Annotated in this window: 11 protein-coding genes; 2 read left to right on the top strand and 9 right to left on the bottom strand. The window is 60.6% G+C overall.

Annotation, left to right across the window (positions count from 1 at the left end; translation table 11 throughout):
- The first annotated feature begins 114 nt into the window (after nt 1-114).
- Entirely contained in the window at nt 115-1485 is a 1371-nt protein-coding gene (creD, locus tag H8F22_RS15435; protein WP_059182050.1) for a cell envelope integrity protein CreD, read from the top strand.
- Between the two features lie 210 nt (nt 1486-1695).
- Here the strand turns inward: creD and H8F22_RS15430 are convergent, their stop codons facing one another.
- The 8 genes from H8F22_RS15430 to H8F22_RS15395 form a co-directional block, all read right to left on the bottom strand.
- Entirely contained in the window at nt 1696-2325 is a 630-nt protein-coding gene (locus tag H8F22_RS15430) for a glutathione S-transferase family protein (protein WP_027926677.1), read from the bottom strand.
- A gap of 76 nt (nt 2326-2401) precedes the next feature.
- Nucleotides 2402-2581, bottom strand: a complete 180-nt coding sequence (locus H8F22_RS15425) for a hypothetical protein (protein WP_027926678.1) — start codon at nt 2579-2581, stop codon at nt 2402-2404.
- A complete protein-coding gene (locus tag H8F22_RS15420) occupies nt 2578-3708 on the bottom strand; it encodes a PepSY-associated TM helix domain-containing protein (protein WP_194940424.1) in 1131 nt (376 codons plus the stop codon). The genes H8F22_RS15425 and H8F22_RS15420 overlap by 4 nt, the downstream gene beginning before the upstream one ends.
- A gap of 73 nt (nt 3709-3781) precedes the next feature.
- Nucleotides 3782-6208: a TonB-dependent siderophore receptor gene (locus H8F22_RS15415; protein WP_059182051.1), complete on the bottom strand. Its 2427-nt coding sequence runs from the start codon at nt 6206-6208 to the stop codon at nt 3782-3784.
- 154 nt (nt 6209-6362) lie between these two features.
- A complete protein-coding gene (locus tag H8F22_RS15410; protein ID WP_027926681.1) occupies nt 6363-7334 on the bottom strand; it encodes a FecR domain-containing protein in 972 nt (323 codons plus the stop codon).
- The gene (locus H8F22_RS15405) at nt 7331-7849 is read right to left on the bottom strand and encodes an RNA polymerase sigma factor (protein ID WP_194940423.1); all 519 of its coding nucleotides are present in this window, start codon (nt 7847-7849) and stop codon (nt 7331-7333) included. Before H8F22_RS15405 ends, H8F22_RS15410 begins: the two co-directional genes overlap by 4 nt.
- A 203-nt stretch (nt 7850-8052) precedes the next feature.
- On the bottom strand, nt 8053-8760 hold the full coding sequence (locus H8F22_RS15400; RefSeq protein ID WP_027926683.1) for a 3'-5' exonuclease: 708 nt from the start codon (nt 8758-8760) through the stop codon (nt 8053-8055).
- Complete coding sequence (locus H8F22_RS15395) at nt 8757-10697, bottom strand: putative nucleotidyltransferase substrate binding domain-containing protein (RefSeq protein WP_027926684.1); 1941 nt, start codon at nt 10695-10697, stop codon at nt 8757-8759. The genes H8F22_RS15400 and H8F22_RS15395 overlap by 4 nt, the downstream gene beginning before the upstream one ends.
- 253 nt (nt 10698-10950) lie before the next feature.
- Here H8F22_RS15395 and H8F22_RS15390 point away from each other — a divergent pair, with 253 nt between their 5' ends.
- Nucleotides 10951-11421: a response regulator gene (locus H8F22_RS15390; RefSeq protein ID WP_059182053.1), complete on the top strand. Its 471-nt coding sequence runs from the start codon at nt 10951-10953 to the stop codon at nt 11419-11421.
- A 43-nt stretch (nt 11422-11464) separates the two neighbouring features.
- On the opposite strand, the gene H8F22_RS15385 is transcribed toward H8F22_RS15390, so the two are convergent.
- Nucleotides 11465-13642 carry a malate synthase G gene (locus tag H8F22_RS15385; protein WP_194940422.1) on the bottom strand — a complete coding sequence of 726 codons (2178 nt, stop codon included), beginning with the start codon at nt 13640-13642 and terminating at the stop codon, nt 11465-11467.
- Nucleotides 13643-13793 lie beyond the last annotated feature (151 nt).

The raw sequence follows: 13793 nt of genomic DNA, 5'->3' as shown, positions 1-13793 counted from the left end.
GAGCAGGCTCGCTCCCACAGGGGGCGGTGCAGTCTCCACATAATCTCCACATTCCCCCCATAAATCCCCCACACAGCCCTCCCAGACTCTCCCCATCCAAACAGGGAGAGTCCCATGAACCGCAGCCTGACCCTAAAACTCGGGGCCATTGCCCTTCTGATTTTGTTGCTACTGATTCCGCTCTTGATGATCAACGGCCTCATCCAGGACCGCCAGCAACGGCGTGACGGTGTACTCGAAGACATCGCCCGCAGCGCCAGCTTCAGCCAGCAACTGAGCGGCCCGCTGATGGTGGTGCCGTATCGCAAAGTGGTGCGCACCTGGAAGCTCAACGAGAAAACCAACCAGCGCTACCAGGACATCGGCGAAGAGCGCGGTCGTTTGTACTTCCTGCCAGAGCGTTTCGAGCTCGATGGCCAGATCCAGACCGAGCTGCGCTCGCGAGGCATTTACGAGGCGCGCCTGTTCCACGCGGAAAACCACATCAGCGGGCATTTCTCGGTGCCGGCGCAATGGGGCATCAAGGAAGACTTCGCGGATTACCGGTTCGACCAGCCGTTCCTGGCGGTGGGTATCAGCGACATTCGTGGCATCGAAAATGCGTTGAAGCTGGACCTGAATGGCCAGACGCTGGACTTCGTTCCGGGCAGTCAGGTGGGTTGGCTGGGTGAAGGCGTACACGTGACGCTACCGGCTTTGGACACTAAACGAGTCACGGAACTGGCCTTCGGTTTTGACCTGCGGTTGCAGGGCACCGGGCAGTTGCAAATTTTGCCGGTGGGCAAGACCAGCAAAGTCTCGCTGAGCGCGAACTGGCCGCATCCGAGCTTTATCGGCAACTACCTGCCGGCCCAGCGTGAAGTCACCGATCAAGGTTTTACGGCCAACTGGCAGACCTCGTTTTTCTCCACCAACCTGCAAGAAGCGCTGAGCAGTTGTGTGTCCGGCGGTGGTTGCGAGGCGTACAACGGGCGCAGTTTCGGCGTGAGCTTTATCGATCCGGTGGATCAATATCTGAAGAGTGATCGGGCGATCAAATACGCCTTGCTGTTTATCGTCCTGACCTTCGCTGGGTTCTTCCTGTTCGAAGTGCTGAAAAGCCTGGCGGTGCACCCGGTGCAATACGCGTTGGTCGGCGTGGCTTTGGCGTTCTTCTATCTGTTGTTGCTGTCGCTGTCCGAGCACATTGGTTTTGCCCTGGCGTATCTGTTGTCGTCGGCGGGCTGTGTGTTGTTGATCGGGTTCTATGTCTGCCATGTGCTGCGCAGCGTGCGCCATGGCTTGAGTTTTTCGGCGGGGTTGGCGGCGTTGTACGGCTTGCTCTATGGCTTGCTGAGTGCCGAGGATTACGCGTTGCTGATGGGCTCGTTGTTGCTGTTCGGGTTGCTCGGGGTGTTCATGGTGCTGACCCGCAAGCTGGACTGGTACGGGATCGGGCAGAAAAGCGCCAAGCCGATGGTGTTTGATCTGGGGGCGGTGGAATGAGCCGGTCGATTGGGTTGCGTGAGGATCAGCGTGAAGGGGAGGTATTGGCGACGCTGATTTTTGAGCTGTTTCCGGTGGATTCGGTGTGGTGCCATCGCGAGCAAGCTCGCTCCCACAGGGGATCTCCAGTTAACACAAAATCTGCGCACACCAAAGAACAAATGTGGGAGCGAGCTTGCTCGCGATGAGGCCAGTGCAGTCAGCGAAAATCTAAACCTTAGGCATCGTCGCCAACATCGAAGGCCGCTGACTTACCTCGAAATACCACGCCGCCAACTGCGGATTCGCCTCGCGCCATTCCAGATCCGGATGGCGCAAGTCGATGTAGCCCAGCGCACAGGCCACGCTGATCGCCGCCACATCGAAATGGCTGGTCAGCTCGGCAATCGCGTCTTTTTCGAGCAATGCCAACCCGCGACGAATCTTGTCGCGCTGGGCATCCAGATACTCGTCCCAGTGCTTCTGCGGGTCGCGCAGGACCATTTCGTAACGAACCAACACCGACGCGTCCATGATCCCGTCGGCCAGGGAGGCCAGGGTCAGGCGCCGCCAGCGGGCCGAGCCTTCGCGCGGAATCAGCGGGTTGCCGACGTGCTGGTGATCGAGGTAATCGAGGATCACCCGGCTGTCATGGATGACACTGCCGTCGGCCAGGCGCAGGGCGGGAATTTTGCCCAGCGGGTTGTCTTCGTTGAGTGACTGGTCCGGGTTGACCGGCGTGAGCACACAGTCCTGCAACGCCACGCGGCCGGTCTGACCGGTCTCGTGCAGCAGCACCATGACTTTACGAACGAAGGGCGATAGCGAGTTGTGGTACAGGGTCATGCTGGGGGCGGACATGGCAACGTCTCGGTCGGTGGCAGTGTCGGGCAGCATAGCGCGTTGACCCGATAGCTCAAGCTCGCTCCTACATAGTTCAGTGGCGTTGCAGCAGGCCGCGCAGGGCAAAGAAGGCGGGCACGCCCAGGCCGAGCCAGCTCAGGGCGTCCCACACGCCATCACCCAACAGCGCGGCGAACAATCCGGCGGCGCTGAGCAAGGCGATGAACGCGGGCGTGCCGAAGACCTTCCAGAAGTTCGATTGCCTGCGCTTCATGCATGAGCCTCGGCAGGTTCGAGCACAGGTTTTGCCGCTTTGCGCCGCACCACCCACAGGTAAACCCCGCTGCCGAGCACGATGATGGTCAGCACGTCGAGGGTCGCCCACAGGATCTTCATCGGCAGGCCGCCGTAGTCGCCAAAGTGCAGGGGCTGCGACATGCCCATGGCGTCCATGTACCACGGTCTTTCAGCCACCGCCGTGACTTGCAGGGTGCTGGCGTCGATCAGCACCGGTGTCAGCAAATGCGAAGTCAGGTGGGTGCTGCCTTTCATGAACACGGCGTAATGGTGTTCGCTGGAAAACCGCGTGCCAGGGAAGGCGATGAAATCGGGCGTCATGTCCGGTGCCACCTCCGTGGCAATGTCGAGCAGACGGCTCGCCGGTGCGAGGTGCGTCAGTGGTGGCGCGTCGCGGTACGGCGCGACCATCGCGGTCAGGCTGTCGTTGCGCCAGGCAGCAATCAGCAGGTCGGCACAGGCGCTGATCACGCCGGTGACGCCGACGACCAGCGCCCAGGTCAGTGTGACCACACCAATCAGGTTGTGCAGATCCAGCCAACGCAGGCGGGTGGATTTGTCCTGGCGCACGGTGGCGAACTTCAAACGACGCATAAACGGCAAATACAGCACCGTCCCGGAAATGATGGCCGCCACAAACATCAACCCCATGAACGCCAGCAGCAACTTGCCCGGCAGACCGGCAAACATGTCCACGTGCAGGCGCAGCATCACCATCATGAAACCGCCATTGGCCGAGGGCATTTCCACGGCTTCACCGGTGCGGGCATCGAGCATGAAGGTGTGCGAGGCGTTCGGCTCGGTGCCGGCGGTTGCCGCCATGATCGTAACGGCGCCGTTGGGCTCGTCGTCCTCAAAACCGAAATACTGCATGACTTCGCCGGGGCGGTGCTTTTCAGCCGCCTGCACCAACTGCTGCAAGTCCAGCCTCGGCGTGTCCGCCGGCATCGACTTCAACTCGGCGGCATCGCCCAGCAGATGGTCGATCTCGTGGTGGAAGATCAACGGCAACCCGGTCAATGCCAGCATCAGCAGCAAGACCGTGCAGATCAGGCTGGTCCAGGTGTGGACGAAGGACCAGCGGCGAATTGTTTTACTTTTCATTTCCAGGCCTTCAGAAATACCAAAGCCGTCCTGAAGAGGACGGCCTGGTTGTGGGGCATGTCAGGTCAGACGATTACCACTTGTAGGTTGCACTGGCGACGACGCTGCGCTGGTCACCGTAGTAGCAGTAGAAACTGTCACAAGTCGAGATGTAGTCCTTGTCGAACAGGTTGGTGGCGTTCAGCGCCAGGGACGCACCTTTCAGGGTGTTGTCCAGGCGGCCGAGGTCGTAATGAAGGGCGGCGTCGAACACGGTGTAGGCATCTGCCTTGCCCAGTTCGGTGTTGGCCTGGTCACCGTAGGTATTGCCGGTGTAGCGAACGCCGGCGCCTACGCCGAAGCCGTCCAGCACGCCGTTGTGCCAGGTGTAGTCAGTCCACAGCGAGGCCTGTTGGTTAGGCATCAGCTGCAGGCGATTGCCTTTGAAGTCGCCATCCTGCACTTCGGATTTGGCCAGGGTGTACGCGGCGATGAGCTTGAGGTTTTCGGTCACGTCGGAAACCGCTTCCAGTTCCAGGCCTTTGACTTTGACTTCACCGGTCTGGCTGGTAATTGGCGTGGCGCCGACGGTGGTGGTGACGGAGACGTTTTTCTGGGTCAGGTCGTAGATTGCAGCGGTCAGCAGGGTATTGCTGCCGGGCGGCTGGTACTTGATGCCCAGTTCCCACTGTTTGCCTTCGGTGGGTTTGAACGATTCAGTGGACGAGGCCGCTGCACCGGTGGTCGGCTGGAAGGATTCGGCGTACGACAGGTACGGCACAAAGCCCGAATCAAACACATAGCTGATCGCTGCGTTGCCGCTGAAATTCTTGTCGCGCTCGGTGTTGGTGGCATCGCCCTTGTTGAAGAACTTGGTGCCGGTGTGCACCCAGTCTTCACGGCCGCCGAGGGTCAGGCGCCATTGATCGAGGGCCATTTGGTCCTGCACGTACAGGCCGGTCTGGTAGGTCTTCTGGTCATAGTCGTAGAACGCGGTGGAACGGTCCGGACGCTCGATCGGCAAGCCATGGATCGGGTTGTTGACGTTGATCGGCGGTGCGCTGCCGAAAATGGAGAGGTAGTTGGTGTTGCTGCGCTGGTGGTCGAGACCCAGCAGCACGGTGTGATTCACTTCGCCGGTGGCGAAGTCGGCCTGGAAGTTGTTGTCCACGGCGAACTGGCTGATGTCTTCTTCGACGCTGGTGGTGGAGCGGCCCACGTTGCCGGCGTCATCCACCTGGGTGAACGGATACGAGCCAACGGTGACGGCCTGGAACGACAGGTCCGACTTGGTGTAACGCAGGTTCTGCCGGAATTGCCACACGTCGTTCAGACGATGTTCGAACGCATAGCCCAGCGCGTAGTAGGTGCGGTCGTAGTATTCCCAGTCCGGATCACCGAGGTTCTTGTGATGGGAAATATCGCCGAACGGCATGTCGATTTTGGTGCCTTGCACCGGCAGGAACTGGCTGGTGATGCCGGTATCGTCACGGGTGAACTGGGTCAGCAGGGTGAACCGGGTGTCTTCGTCGATGTTCCAGGTCAGGCTCGGCGCGATGTTGTAGCGCTTGTTCTCGACGTGGTCTATCTGCGTATCGCTGTCGCGCACCACGCCGCTCAATCCGTAGAGAAACTGGCCTTCGTCATCGATCTTGCCGGTGCTGGCGAAGTTGATCTGGCGATGGTTGTCGCTGCCGTATTGCACCTCGATCTCGTGGCTATCCACCGCTGATGGGCGGCGGCTGACCATGTCAAGCAGGCCGCCCGGCGGGGTCTGGCCGTACACTGAAGACGCCGGGCCGCGCAGCACGGCGAGGCGATCGAGGTTCCAGGTTTCCTGTTTCGGGTTGGCGTACACGCCTTTAGGCAGGGGCAGGCCGTCGAGGAACTGGGTCGGTTCGAAACCACGCACGCGCAACCAGTCGGCGCGGGTGTCGCTGCCGTAGCTACTGGCGGTGGTGCCGGGCATGTAGCGTACGGCGTCATCGAGGTTCTGGACGTTGCGGTCGTCCATTTGCTCGCGAGTCACGACGGAAATCGAGCGCGGTGCTTCGACCAGCGCGGTATCGGTCTTGGTGCCAGCGGCGGTGCGTTTGGCGAGGTAGCCGTCTACCGGGCCCCAGGCGCTTTCGGTATTTTCCACACCAATGACCGCGGTTTCCGGCAGGGCCAGTGTGCCCTCGGGAATGGCGACCAGGCTGTACGTGCCGGCGCTGCTCTGTTCCAGTTGCAGACCGGTGCCGCGCAAGGCTTCACGCAGGGCGGCGGCCGCGTCGAACTGCCCCTTCACCGGCGCCGAGGTCTTGCCTGCGGCCAGGGATGGATTCAGCGACAGCGCCAGGCCGGCCTGGCTGGCGATCTGGTTCAGGGTGCTGGCCAATGGCGCGGCCGGCAGGTTGTAGGCGTGAACACTGGAGGCCTGTTCAGCGGCGATCAGCTGAGTGCTGGCCAGAGGGGCGCAAAGGGCAATGGCAATTGCCAGCAGACTGGGGCGCAACAAGGTGTTCAGCGAACGGGACATACGGCGGCTCCTGAATGGAAACATTTCTCAATTGCTTAGGTGCCGGACGAGAATTGAAAAGTGATAGGGCTGGATGAAAATAATTTCGATTCAGAAATCGGGTGCTGATCTGTCGACATGATCGTTCCCACGCAGAGTGTGGAGCGATCATCACTTAAGGCCGGGCGTCAGCCTTCGCCACCGTCACCCACCACGGCGTGTGCTGTTCGATCTGCACCGGCAGGGTCGGCAACAGGGCGCTCAAGGCTTTATCGGTGTCGTGCAGCGGGAAGCTGCCGGTGATCCGCAGGTCGGCAATCTCGGGCGCAACCCCCAGGTGCCCGGGCCGATACCGGCCGAGTTCGTGCACCAGGTCTTTCAGGCGCGCGTTATCGACCACCAGCATGCCGCGAGTCCACGCATCGGCGCCGGCATTCACGGCGACAATCGGTCCCAGGCCATTGCTGCGCATCAGCACTTGCTGACCTTCTTGCAGAATCTGTTCTTCAGCGCTCGACTCGGGATGCGCGGCGACAGCGGACTTCAACACGCTCAGACGTGTGCCTTCTTCCTCGCGCTTGACCAGGAACAACGTCCCGAGGGCGCGCATGCTACCTTCGCGGGTTTCGACGATAAACGGTCGGGCATCGCCATGACCGGTTTCGACGAGGATTTCGCCTTCCTGAAGGATGATCCGCCGCCGCTTCTCATCAAAACGGATGTCCACGGCACTGTGGGTGTTGAGGTTGAGCAGCGTGCCGTCCGCCAGGCGCAGGGTGCGCTGCTCGCCCGTGGCGGTGCGCTGGTCGGCCAGCCAGTAGTCGAGGGGCAGATAACGCTCACCGGCAAACAAGGCCAGCCCGATCACTGCGATAACACTGGCCACGCCGTTGCCCAGTTTGCGCACGCGGCGGCGAATGCTTTCACGTGATTGCAGCAATGCCGTACGGGCCGGGCCGTTGGCGACGCTGAAACGCTGGTCGAGCATGCCCAACTGGCGCCAGGCGCGGGCATGTTCCTCGTGGGCTGCGTGCCACTGGCTGAACGCTTCGCGCTCCACCGGGCTGCCGGAGTCGAGGGACAATTGCCAGGCAATCGCTGCATCCAGCACCTTGGCCGACACGGGTTTGGAACTGACCGGGCTCATACCGGTTCACCGTACAACGCGATGTAGCACTGACGAATCCCCTGGGCCAGGTATTGCCGGACACGCGGCACCGAGACGCCCAGTCGTTCGGCGATTTCGGCATGGGTGAGGCCGTCGAGGCGGTTATAGAGAAACGCGGCGCGAGCCTTGCTCGACAGCTGACCCAGCAAACGGTCGATGGCTTTGAGGTCTTCGAGGATTAACTGCTGCTCCTCGATCGACGGTTGTTCGCCTTCGGGGAGCAGCATCAGTTCGGTGAGGTAGGCCTGTTCCAGCGCGGCGCGGCGGAAGTAGTCGAACAGCAGGCCTTTGGCAATCGCCACCAGAAACGCCCGCGGCTCGCGAGGTTCTTTCAGCTCATCGCGGCCCAGTAACCGTACAAAGGTGTCCTGGCTCAGGTCTTCGGCACGCTGCGGGCACGCCACGTTACGTCGCAGCCAGGCCAATAGCCAACCGCGGTGGTCGCGATATAACGCACCAACGAGCTCACTGTGGGGGCTTTGGATTGACGACACGCAGCATCACCGATTGGGAAGTGTTAACTAACGAGAATTGTTCGCGATTGTGGCAGAGGCGGGGAAGGTAAGCAATTGGCGCTGGTCGGGCGAATTGTGGCGGTAGGCATGCAGTTCGACCGCGTTATCGTTCATCGCGGGCAAGCCACGCTCCCTGTGGGAGCGAGCTTGCTCGCGATGAGGCCAGAAAAGTCACTGCATAGTTAAAAGGACGGCGCATGTTGCCGGCGTTTCCACTGACTCAACCGCTGCTGCAAGTTCAACGGACTATGAATCTGCTGCTGCCGCGCCCGGCTAAACAGGATCAACGCCAGCTCAGCCGTCGCCAACGCGTCGGCACTGGCGTTATGTCGCTCGAACACTTCCAGTTTGAACCAGTCGATCCACTCATCCAGACCGGCCTCGCGAATGTGCGCCTGAGGGCACAGCAGCGGGGCGATGTCTGCCACGTCCAGAAACGGATGAGTCAACTTGTAGCCCAAGTGGTCTTTCAGCGCGCGGCCCAGCATGTGCTGATCGAACGGCGCATGAAACGCCAACACCGGGCTGTCGCCGAGGAACTCCATGAAGTCGAGCAAGGCTTGCGCCGGATCGCTGCCGGCCGCAATGGCGCTGGGGCCGAGGCCATGAATCAGCATGCTGGGCGCGAGCTTCAGGTCGGCGCACTGCAGCGTGCGTTCGAACTGCTGGCTGAAGTCGATGGCGCCGTCCTCGATCACCACGGCACCAATGGACAACACCCGATCTTTGTTCAGGTTGAGCCCGGTGGTTTCCAGGTCGAGCACCACCCAGCGCTGTTCACGCAGGCTGCATTCACCCAGCTCGGTCACCGATGGCAAGCGCTTGAGTCGTTGCTGCAACTCCTCCGTCAGCAGCGGCGTGGCCGGGCGCAGCCATGAAAACAGGCTCATAGCTGATACCGCAGGGCCAGGCTGCTTTGCAGGCGTTGCGCCTGGCGCAGGGATTCCCGCAGGATCCGCCGGTCCAGATGATTGAGGCTGTCCGGATCGACCCGGTTGGAGTAGGGCAAGTTCTCCCGCGTTTGCAGCTGATGTTGCTGCATACGGGTTTGCTGAATGAAGTGGTACGCCTCTTCATAGGCGGCACCGTCCAGCGGCTGAATGATTTCCTTGGCCACCAGTTGGCGAAAACGCTCCAGGGTATTGTTGGTCTCGATCCCGTGGGCCAATGCCAGCAACCGTGCGCCATCGACGAATGGTGTCAGGCCCTGCACCTTGAGGTCCAGCGTGGCTTTTTCACCGTTCTTGCGCGCCAGTACGAACTCACGGAAACGCCCCACGGGCGGACGATTGCGCAAGGCGTTCTCGGCCAGCATCCGCTGGAACAGCCGGTTATCGGCGACCTGCTCGAGGATCCCGCGACGCAGTTGCTCGCACCCTTGTTCGTCGCCCCAGACCACGCGCAGGTCGAAATAGATGCTCGAGCCCAGCAGGTTCTCCGGCGTCGCCTCGCGGATAAACGCCGCAAACCGTCGCGCCCATTCGGCCCGCGACAAGCACAACTCCGGGTTGCCAGCCATGATGTTGCCCTTACACAGCGTGAAGCCGCAGAGCGCCAGGCTCTGGTTGATCTGCTGGGCAATAGGCAACAGCTTGCCGCGAATCTCGGCAGCGTGCGCGGCGTCTCGGGCCTCGAACAGAATGCCGTTGTCCTGATCGGTATGCAGCGTTTGCTCACGGCGGCCTTCGCTGCCGAAGCACAACCAACTGAACGGCACACCGGGGTCACCTTTATCGGCGAGGGTCAGCTCGATCACCCGGCACACGGTGTGGTCGTTGAGCAGCGTAATAATGTGGGTGATCTGCGTCGACGAGGCGCCGTGAGCCAGCATGCGCTCGACCAGTTGGCCGATCTCGCCACGCATCAGCACCAGGTTTTCGATGCGCTGGGCGCTGCGAATCGTCCGTGCCAGGTGTACCAGATCCACCCGTTGCAGGGAAAACAGGTCACGTTCCGAGACCACGCCGCACAGGCGCTGATCTTTCACCAGGCAGACGTGAGCGATGTGCCGCTCGGTCATGGCGATGGCCGCGTCGAAAGCGCTGTGGTCCGGCGACAGGAAAAACGGCGCCTGGGTCATGTGCCGCTCGATCGTTTCATTGAAGTCATTGGTACCGGCCGCCACCACATGGCGCAGGTCGCGCAGGGTGAAGATTCCCAGCGGGGCTTTGTGTTCATCGACCACGACGATGCTGCCGACCTGTTGCTCGTGCATCAGCGTCACCGCTTCACGCAGCGGCGTCGCCGGGCTGCAGGTCACCGGGTGGCGCATGGCCAATTCGCCCAGGCGTGTGTTCAGCGAGTACTGCGTGCCGAGGGTTTCCACGGCTTTTTGCTGGACTTGCTGGTTGACCTGATCCAGCAGACTGCTGACGCCGCGCAGGGCAAAGTCGCGAAAGGTGCTGGAAAGCGCGAACAGTTTGATGAACGCCAGCTTGTTTAGCTGAAGGCAAAAGGTGTCTTCGGCGGCGAGGTGTTCGGTGCGGGTCGCACGTTCACCCAACAACGCGGCGAGGGGGAAGCACTCGCCGGTGGTGATTTCGAACGTGGTTTCGGTGCCGCCTTTGGCCGTGTGCGGGCGCTCACCGACGACGCGGCCCTGTTTGACGATGTAGAAGTATTCAACCGGGCCATCGGCGGGCTTGATAATGCTGTCGCCGGGGGCATAAAAACGCAGCTGGCATTGTTCAACCAGGTACGCCAGGTGAGCGTGTTCCATCTGATTGAAGGGCGGGAACCGCTGAAGGAATTGCAAAGTGCCCTGGATGTTTTGCAATACGGCGGTTTTCCCTGCCTGTGTGAAGGCGTCCGTTTTACTCATAACCATTACCGCAGTCTTTTTTGAATTGTTGTTGTCGGATGACGCTGTCATCGTCCGCCCCTGCGTGCGGGGTGCCCATTGGACGTAAGTCTAGGTAGGCCATGCAGGTGTCGGAAGTTAGGAAATGTCTGACGCAAATGTGGGAAAAACCTCCTACATTGGCTATAGAAATACTTTCCGACGAAGTGCACATTGATGGTCTGCTTAGCGGTGTCTGACGATTGAGCTAGGGGATTGCATTGAAAACGTAGAGAACGCCATGTCCGACCACGATATTTTGAGTGATGCCGAGCGCGAGGCGCTGAGTGCCGTCATGCTCGAACCCGATTTGCCGGCGCAGCGGGTGCTGATCGTTGACGACGATAAAGACGCGCGTGAGCTGTTGTCGGAGATTCTTGCGTTGGACGGTATTCGTTGCATGACCGCCGCCAGTGGCGAAACCGCACTCAAAATGCTGGACGAGAAACCCTCGATCGGCCTGGTGATTACCGATCTGCGCATGGGACACATCGATGGCCTGGACCTGATCCGCCAGGTTCGCCAGTCGGAAAGGGCGGCCATGCCGATCATCATCGTTTCCGGCGACGCCGATGTACAAGACGCGATTGCTGCAATGCACTTGAGCGTGGTCGACTTCCTGCTCAAACCTGTCAATACCGGCAAGCTGTTGGCGCTGGTCAAGCATGAGTTGGGAATGGATGCACCGGAATCTGAAATAAAAAGGCCCTGATCTTTCGATCAGGGCCTTTTTTTTGTCCGGCGTCAGTGCTCAGTTACAGGCCATTGGCAGCCTTGAACTCGCGACGACGACGGTGCAGGACCGGCTCGGTGTAGCCGTTTGGCTGCTTCGTGCCTTCAACCACCAGTTCGACCGCCGCCTGGAAGGCGATGTTGCTGTCGAAGTTCGGGGCCAGCGGACGATACAGCGCGTCATTGGCGTTCTGACGGTCGACTACCGGCGCCATGCGCTTGAGGCTTTCCATGACCTGGTCATGTGTGACGATGCCGTGACGCAGCCAGTTGGCGATGTGCTGGCTGGAAATCCGCAGCGTTGCACGGTCTTCCATCAGGCCGACGTCGTTGATGTCCGGTACTTTCGAGCAACCCACGCCCTGGTCGATCCAGCGCACTACATAACCGAGAATGCCCTGGGCGTTGTTGTCCAGTTCGTTCTTGATCTGTTCTGCGGTCCATTGCGGGTTCACCGCCAATGGGATGGTCAGGATGTCGTCCACCGAAGCACGGGCACGTTTGGCCAGTTCGGCCTGACGGGCGAACACGTCGACCTTGTGGTAGTGCAACGCGTGCAGCGCTGCGGCGGTCGGCGATGGTACCCAGGCAGTGTTTGCGCCGGCCAGCGGGTGGGCGATTTTCTGTTCGAGCATCGCCGCCATCAGGTCGGGCATCGCCCACATGCCTTTACCGATCTGCGCGCGACCTTGCAGGCCGGTGCTCAAACCGATATCGACGTTCCAGTTCTCGTAGGCACCGATCCACTTCTCGGCCTTCATGTCGGCCTTGCGCACCATCGGGCCGGCTTCCATGGAGGTGTGGATTTCATCGCCTGTACGGTCGAGGAAACCGGTGTTGATGAACACCACGCGCTCGCTGGCAGCCTTGATGCAGGCCTTGAGGTTGACCGTGGTGCGGCGCTCCTCGTCCATGATCCCGACTTTCAGCGTGTTGCGCGGCAGACCGAGTACGTCTTCGATGCGACCGAACAACTCGTTGGTGAACGCGGCTTCTTCCGGGCCGTGCATTTTCGGCTTCACGATGTAGACCGACCCGGTGCGGCTGTTCTTGCGCGAGCTGTTGCCATTGAGGCTGTGGATCGCGGCAAGGCTGGTCACCAGACCGTCAAGGATACCTTCCGGCACTTCGTTGCCGTCCTTGTCGAGAATCGCGTCGATGGTCATCAGGTGACCGACGTTGCGCACGAACAACAGCGAACGACCGTGCAGGCTCAGTTCTTTACCATCGACACCGGTGTAAGTGCGATCAGCGTTCATGGTGCGGGTAAAGGTCTGACCGCCCTTGGAGACTTCTTCCGACAGGTCGCCCTTCATCAGGCCGAGCCAGTTGCGGTAGATCACCACTTTGTCATCGGCATCGACAGCGGCGACGGAGTCTTCGCAGTCCATGATGGTGGTCAGTGCGGCTTCCATCAGGATGTCTTTGACGCCGGCAGCATCGGTCTGGCCGACCGGGGTGCTGGCATCGATCTGGATTTCGAAGTGCAGGCCGTTGTTCTTCAGCAGAATCGCGGTCGGTGCGGCCGCATCGCCGTGGAAACCGATCAGCTGAGCGTCGTTGCGCAGGCCGGTGTTGCTGCCGCCTTTAAGGGCGACCACCAGTTTGCCGTCAACGATTTTGTAGCCGGTGGAATCGACGTGGGAGCCGGCTGCCAATGGCGCGGCTTCGTCGAGGAAGGCGCGAGCGAAGGCAATCACCTTGTCGCCGCGAACCTTGTTGTAGCCTTTGCCTTTTTCCGCGCCGTCAGCTTCGCTGATGGCGTCGGTGCCGTAGAGCGCGTCATACAGCGAACCCCAGCGGGCGTTCGAGGCGTTGAGCGCGAAACGGGCGTTCATGACCGGAACCACAAGTTGCGGACCGGCCATGCGGGCGATTTCGTCATCGACGTTTTGCGTCGTTGCCTGGAAATCGGCTGCTTCTGGCAGCAGATAACCGATGTCTTGCAAGAAGGCTTTATAAGCCACAGCGTCGTGTGGTTGACCGGCACGGGATTGGTGCCAGCCATCGATACGAGCCTGGAAATCATCGCGTTTGGCGAGTAGGGCTTTGTTCTTCGGGGCCAGGTCGTGAATGACCTTGTCGGCACCGGCCCAGAACTTATCGGCGGTGAGGCCGGTACCGGGAATGGCTTCGTTGTTCACGAAGTCGAACAGGACTTTGGCGACCTGCAGGCCACCGACTTGAACGTGTTCAGTCATTGCTTGCCTCACTCTGCTCAGCTATTTCGCTTTTCAGCTCTTCAATTTTGACAATGAAGCCTCAGGCCATTTAAACCACAAACCCGTCCGCCAGTACATGCCCTTGCGGGCGGCTGGGTTCGGTCCGATCAACGGCTTGTAGGCCTTGCTG

It is taken from the genome of Pseudomonas mucoides (genome assembly GCF_015461845.1).
GTDB lineage: Bacteria > Pseudomonadota > Gammaproteobacteria > Pseudomonadales > Pseudomonadaceae > Aquipseudomonas > Aquipseudomonas mucoides.
The sequence above is the reverse complement of the archived record's forward strand: the minus strand, read 5'-3'. Positions and strand labels throughout refer to the sequence as shown.

Excerpts from the sequence above, each read along its gene's own strand:
- H8F22_RS15390 (WP_059182053.1), top strand. The coding sequence starts at position 10,951 with ATGTCCGACCACGATATTTTGAGTGATGCCGAGCGCGAGGCGCTGAGT.
- H8F22_RS15425 (WP_027926678.1), bottom strand. The coding sequence starts at position 2,581 with ATGAAGCGCAGGCAATCGAACTTCTGGAAGGTCTTCGGCACGCCCGCG.
- H8F22_RS15395 (WP_027926684.1), bottom strand. The coding sequence starts at position 10,697 with ATGGTTATGAGTAAAACGGACGCCTTCACACAGGCAGGGAAAACCGCC.
- creD (WP_059182050.1), top strand. The coding sequence starts at position 115 with ATGAACCGCAGCCTGACCCTAAAACTCGGGGCCATTGCCCTTCTGATT.
- H8F22_RS15400 (WP_027926683.1), bottom strand. The coding sequence starts at position 8,760 with ATGAGCCTGTTTTCATGGCTGCGCCCGGCCACGCCGCTGCTGACGGAG.
- H8F22_RS15410 (WP_027926681.1), bottom strand. The coding sequence starts at position 7,334 with ATGAGCCCGGTCAGTTCCAAACCCGTGTCGGCCAAGGTGCTGGATGCA.
- H8F22_RS15415 (WP_059182051.1), bottom strand. The coding sequence starts at position 6,208 with ATGTCCCGTTCGCTGAACACCTTGTTGCGCCCCAGTCTGCTGGCAATT.
- H8F22_RS15430 (WP_027926677.1), bottom strand. The coding sequence starts at position 2,325 with ATGTCCGCCCCCAGCATGACCCTGTACCACAACTCGCTATCGCCCTTC.
- H8F22_RS15420 (WP_194940424.1), bottom strand. The coding sequence starts at position 3,708 with ATGAAAAGTAAAACAATTCGCCGCTGGTCCTTCGTCCACACCTGGACC.
- H8F22_RS15385 (WP_194940422.1), bottom strand. The coding sequence starts at position 13,642 with ATGACTGAACACGTTCAAGTCGGTGGCCTGCAGGTCGCCAAAGTCCTG.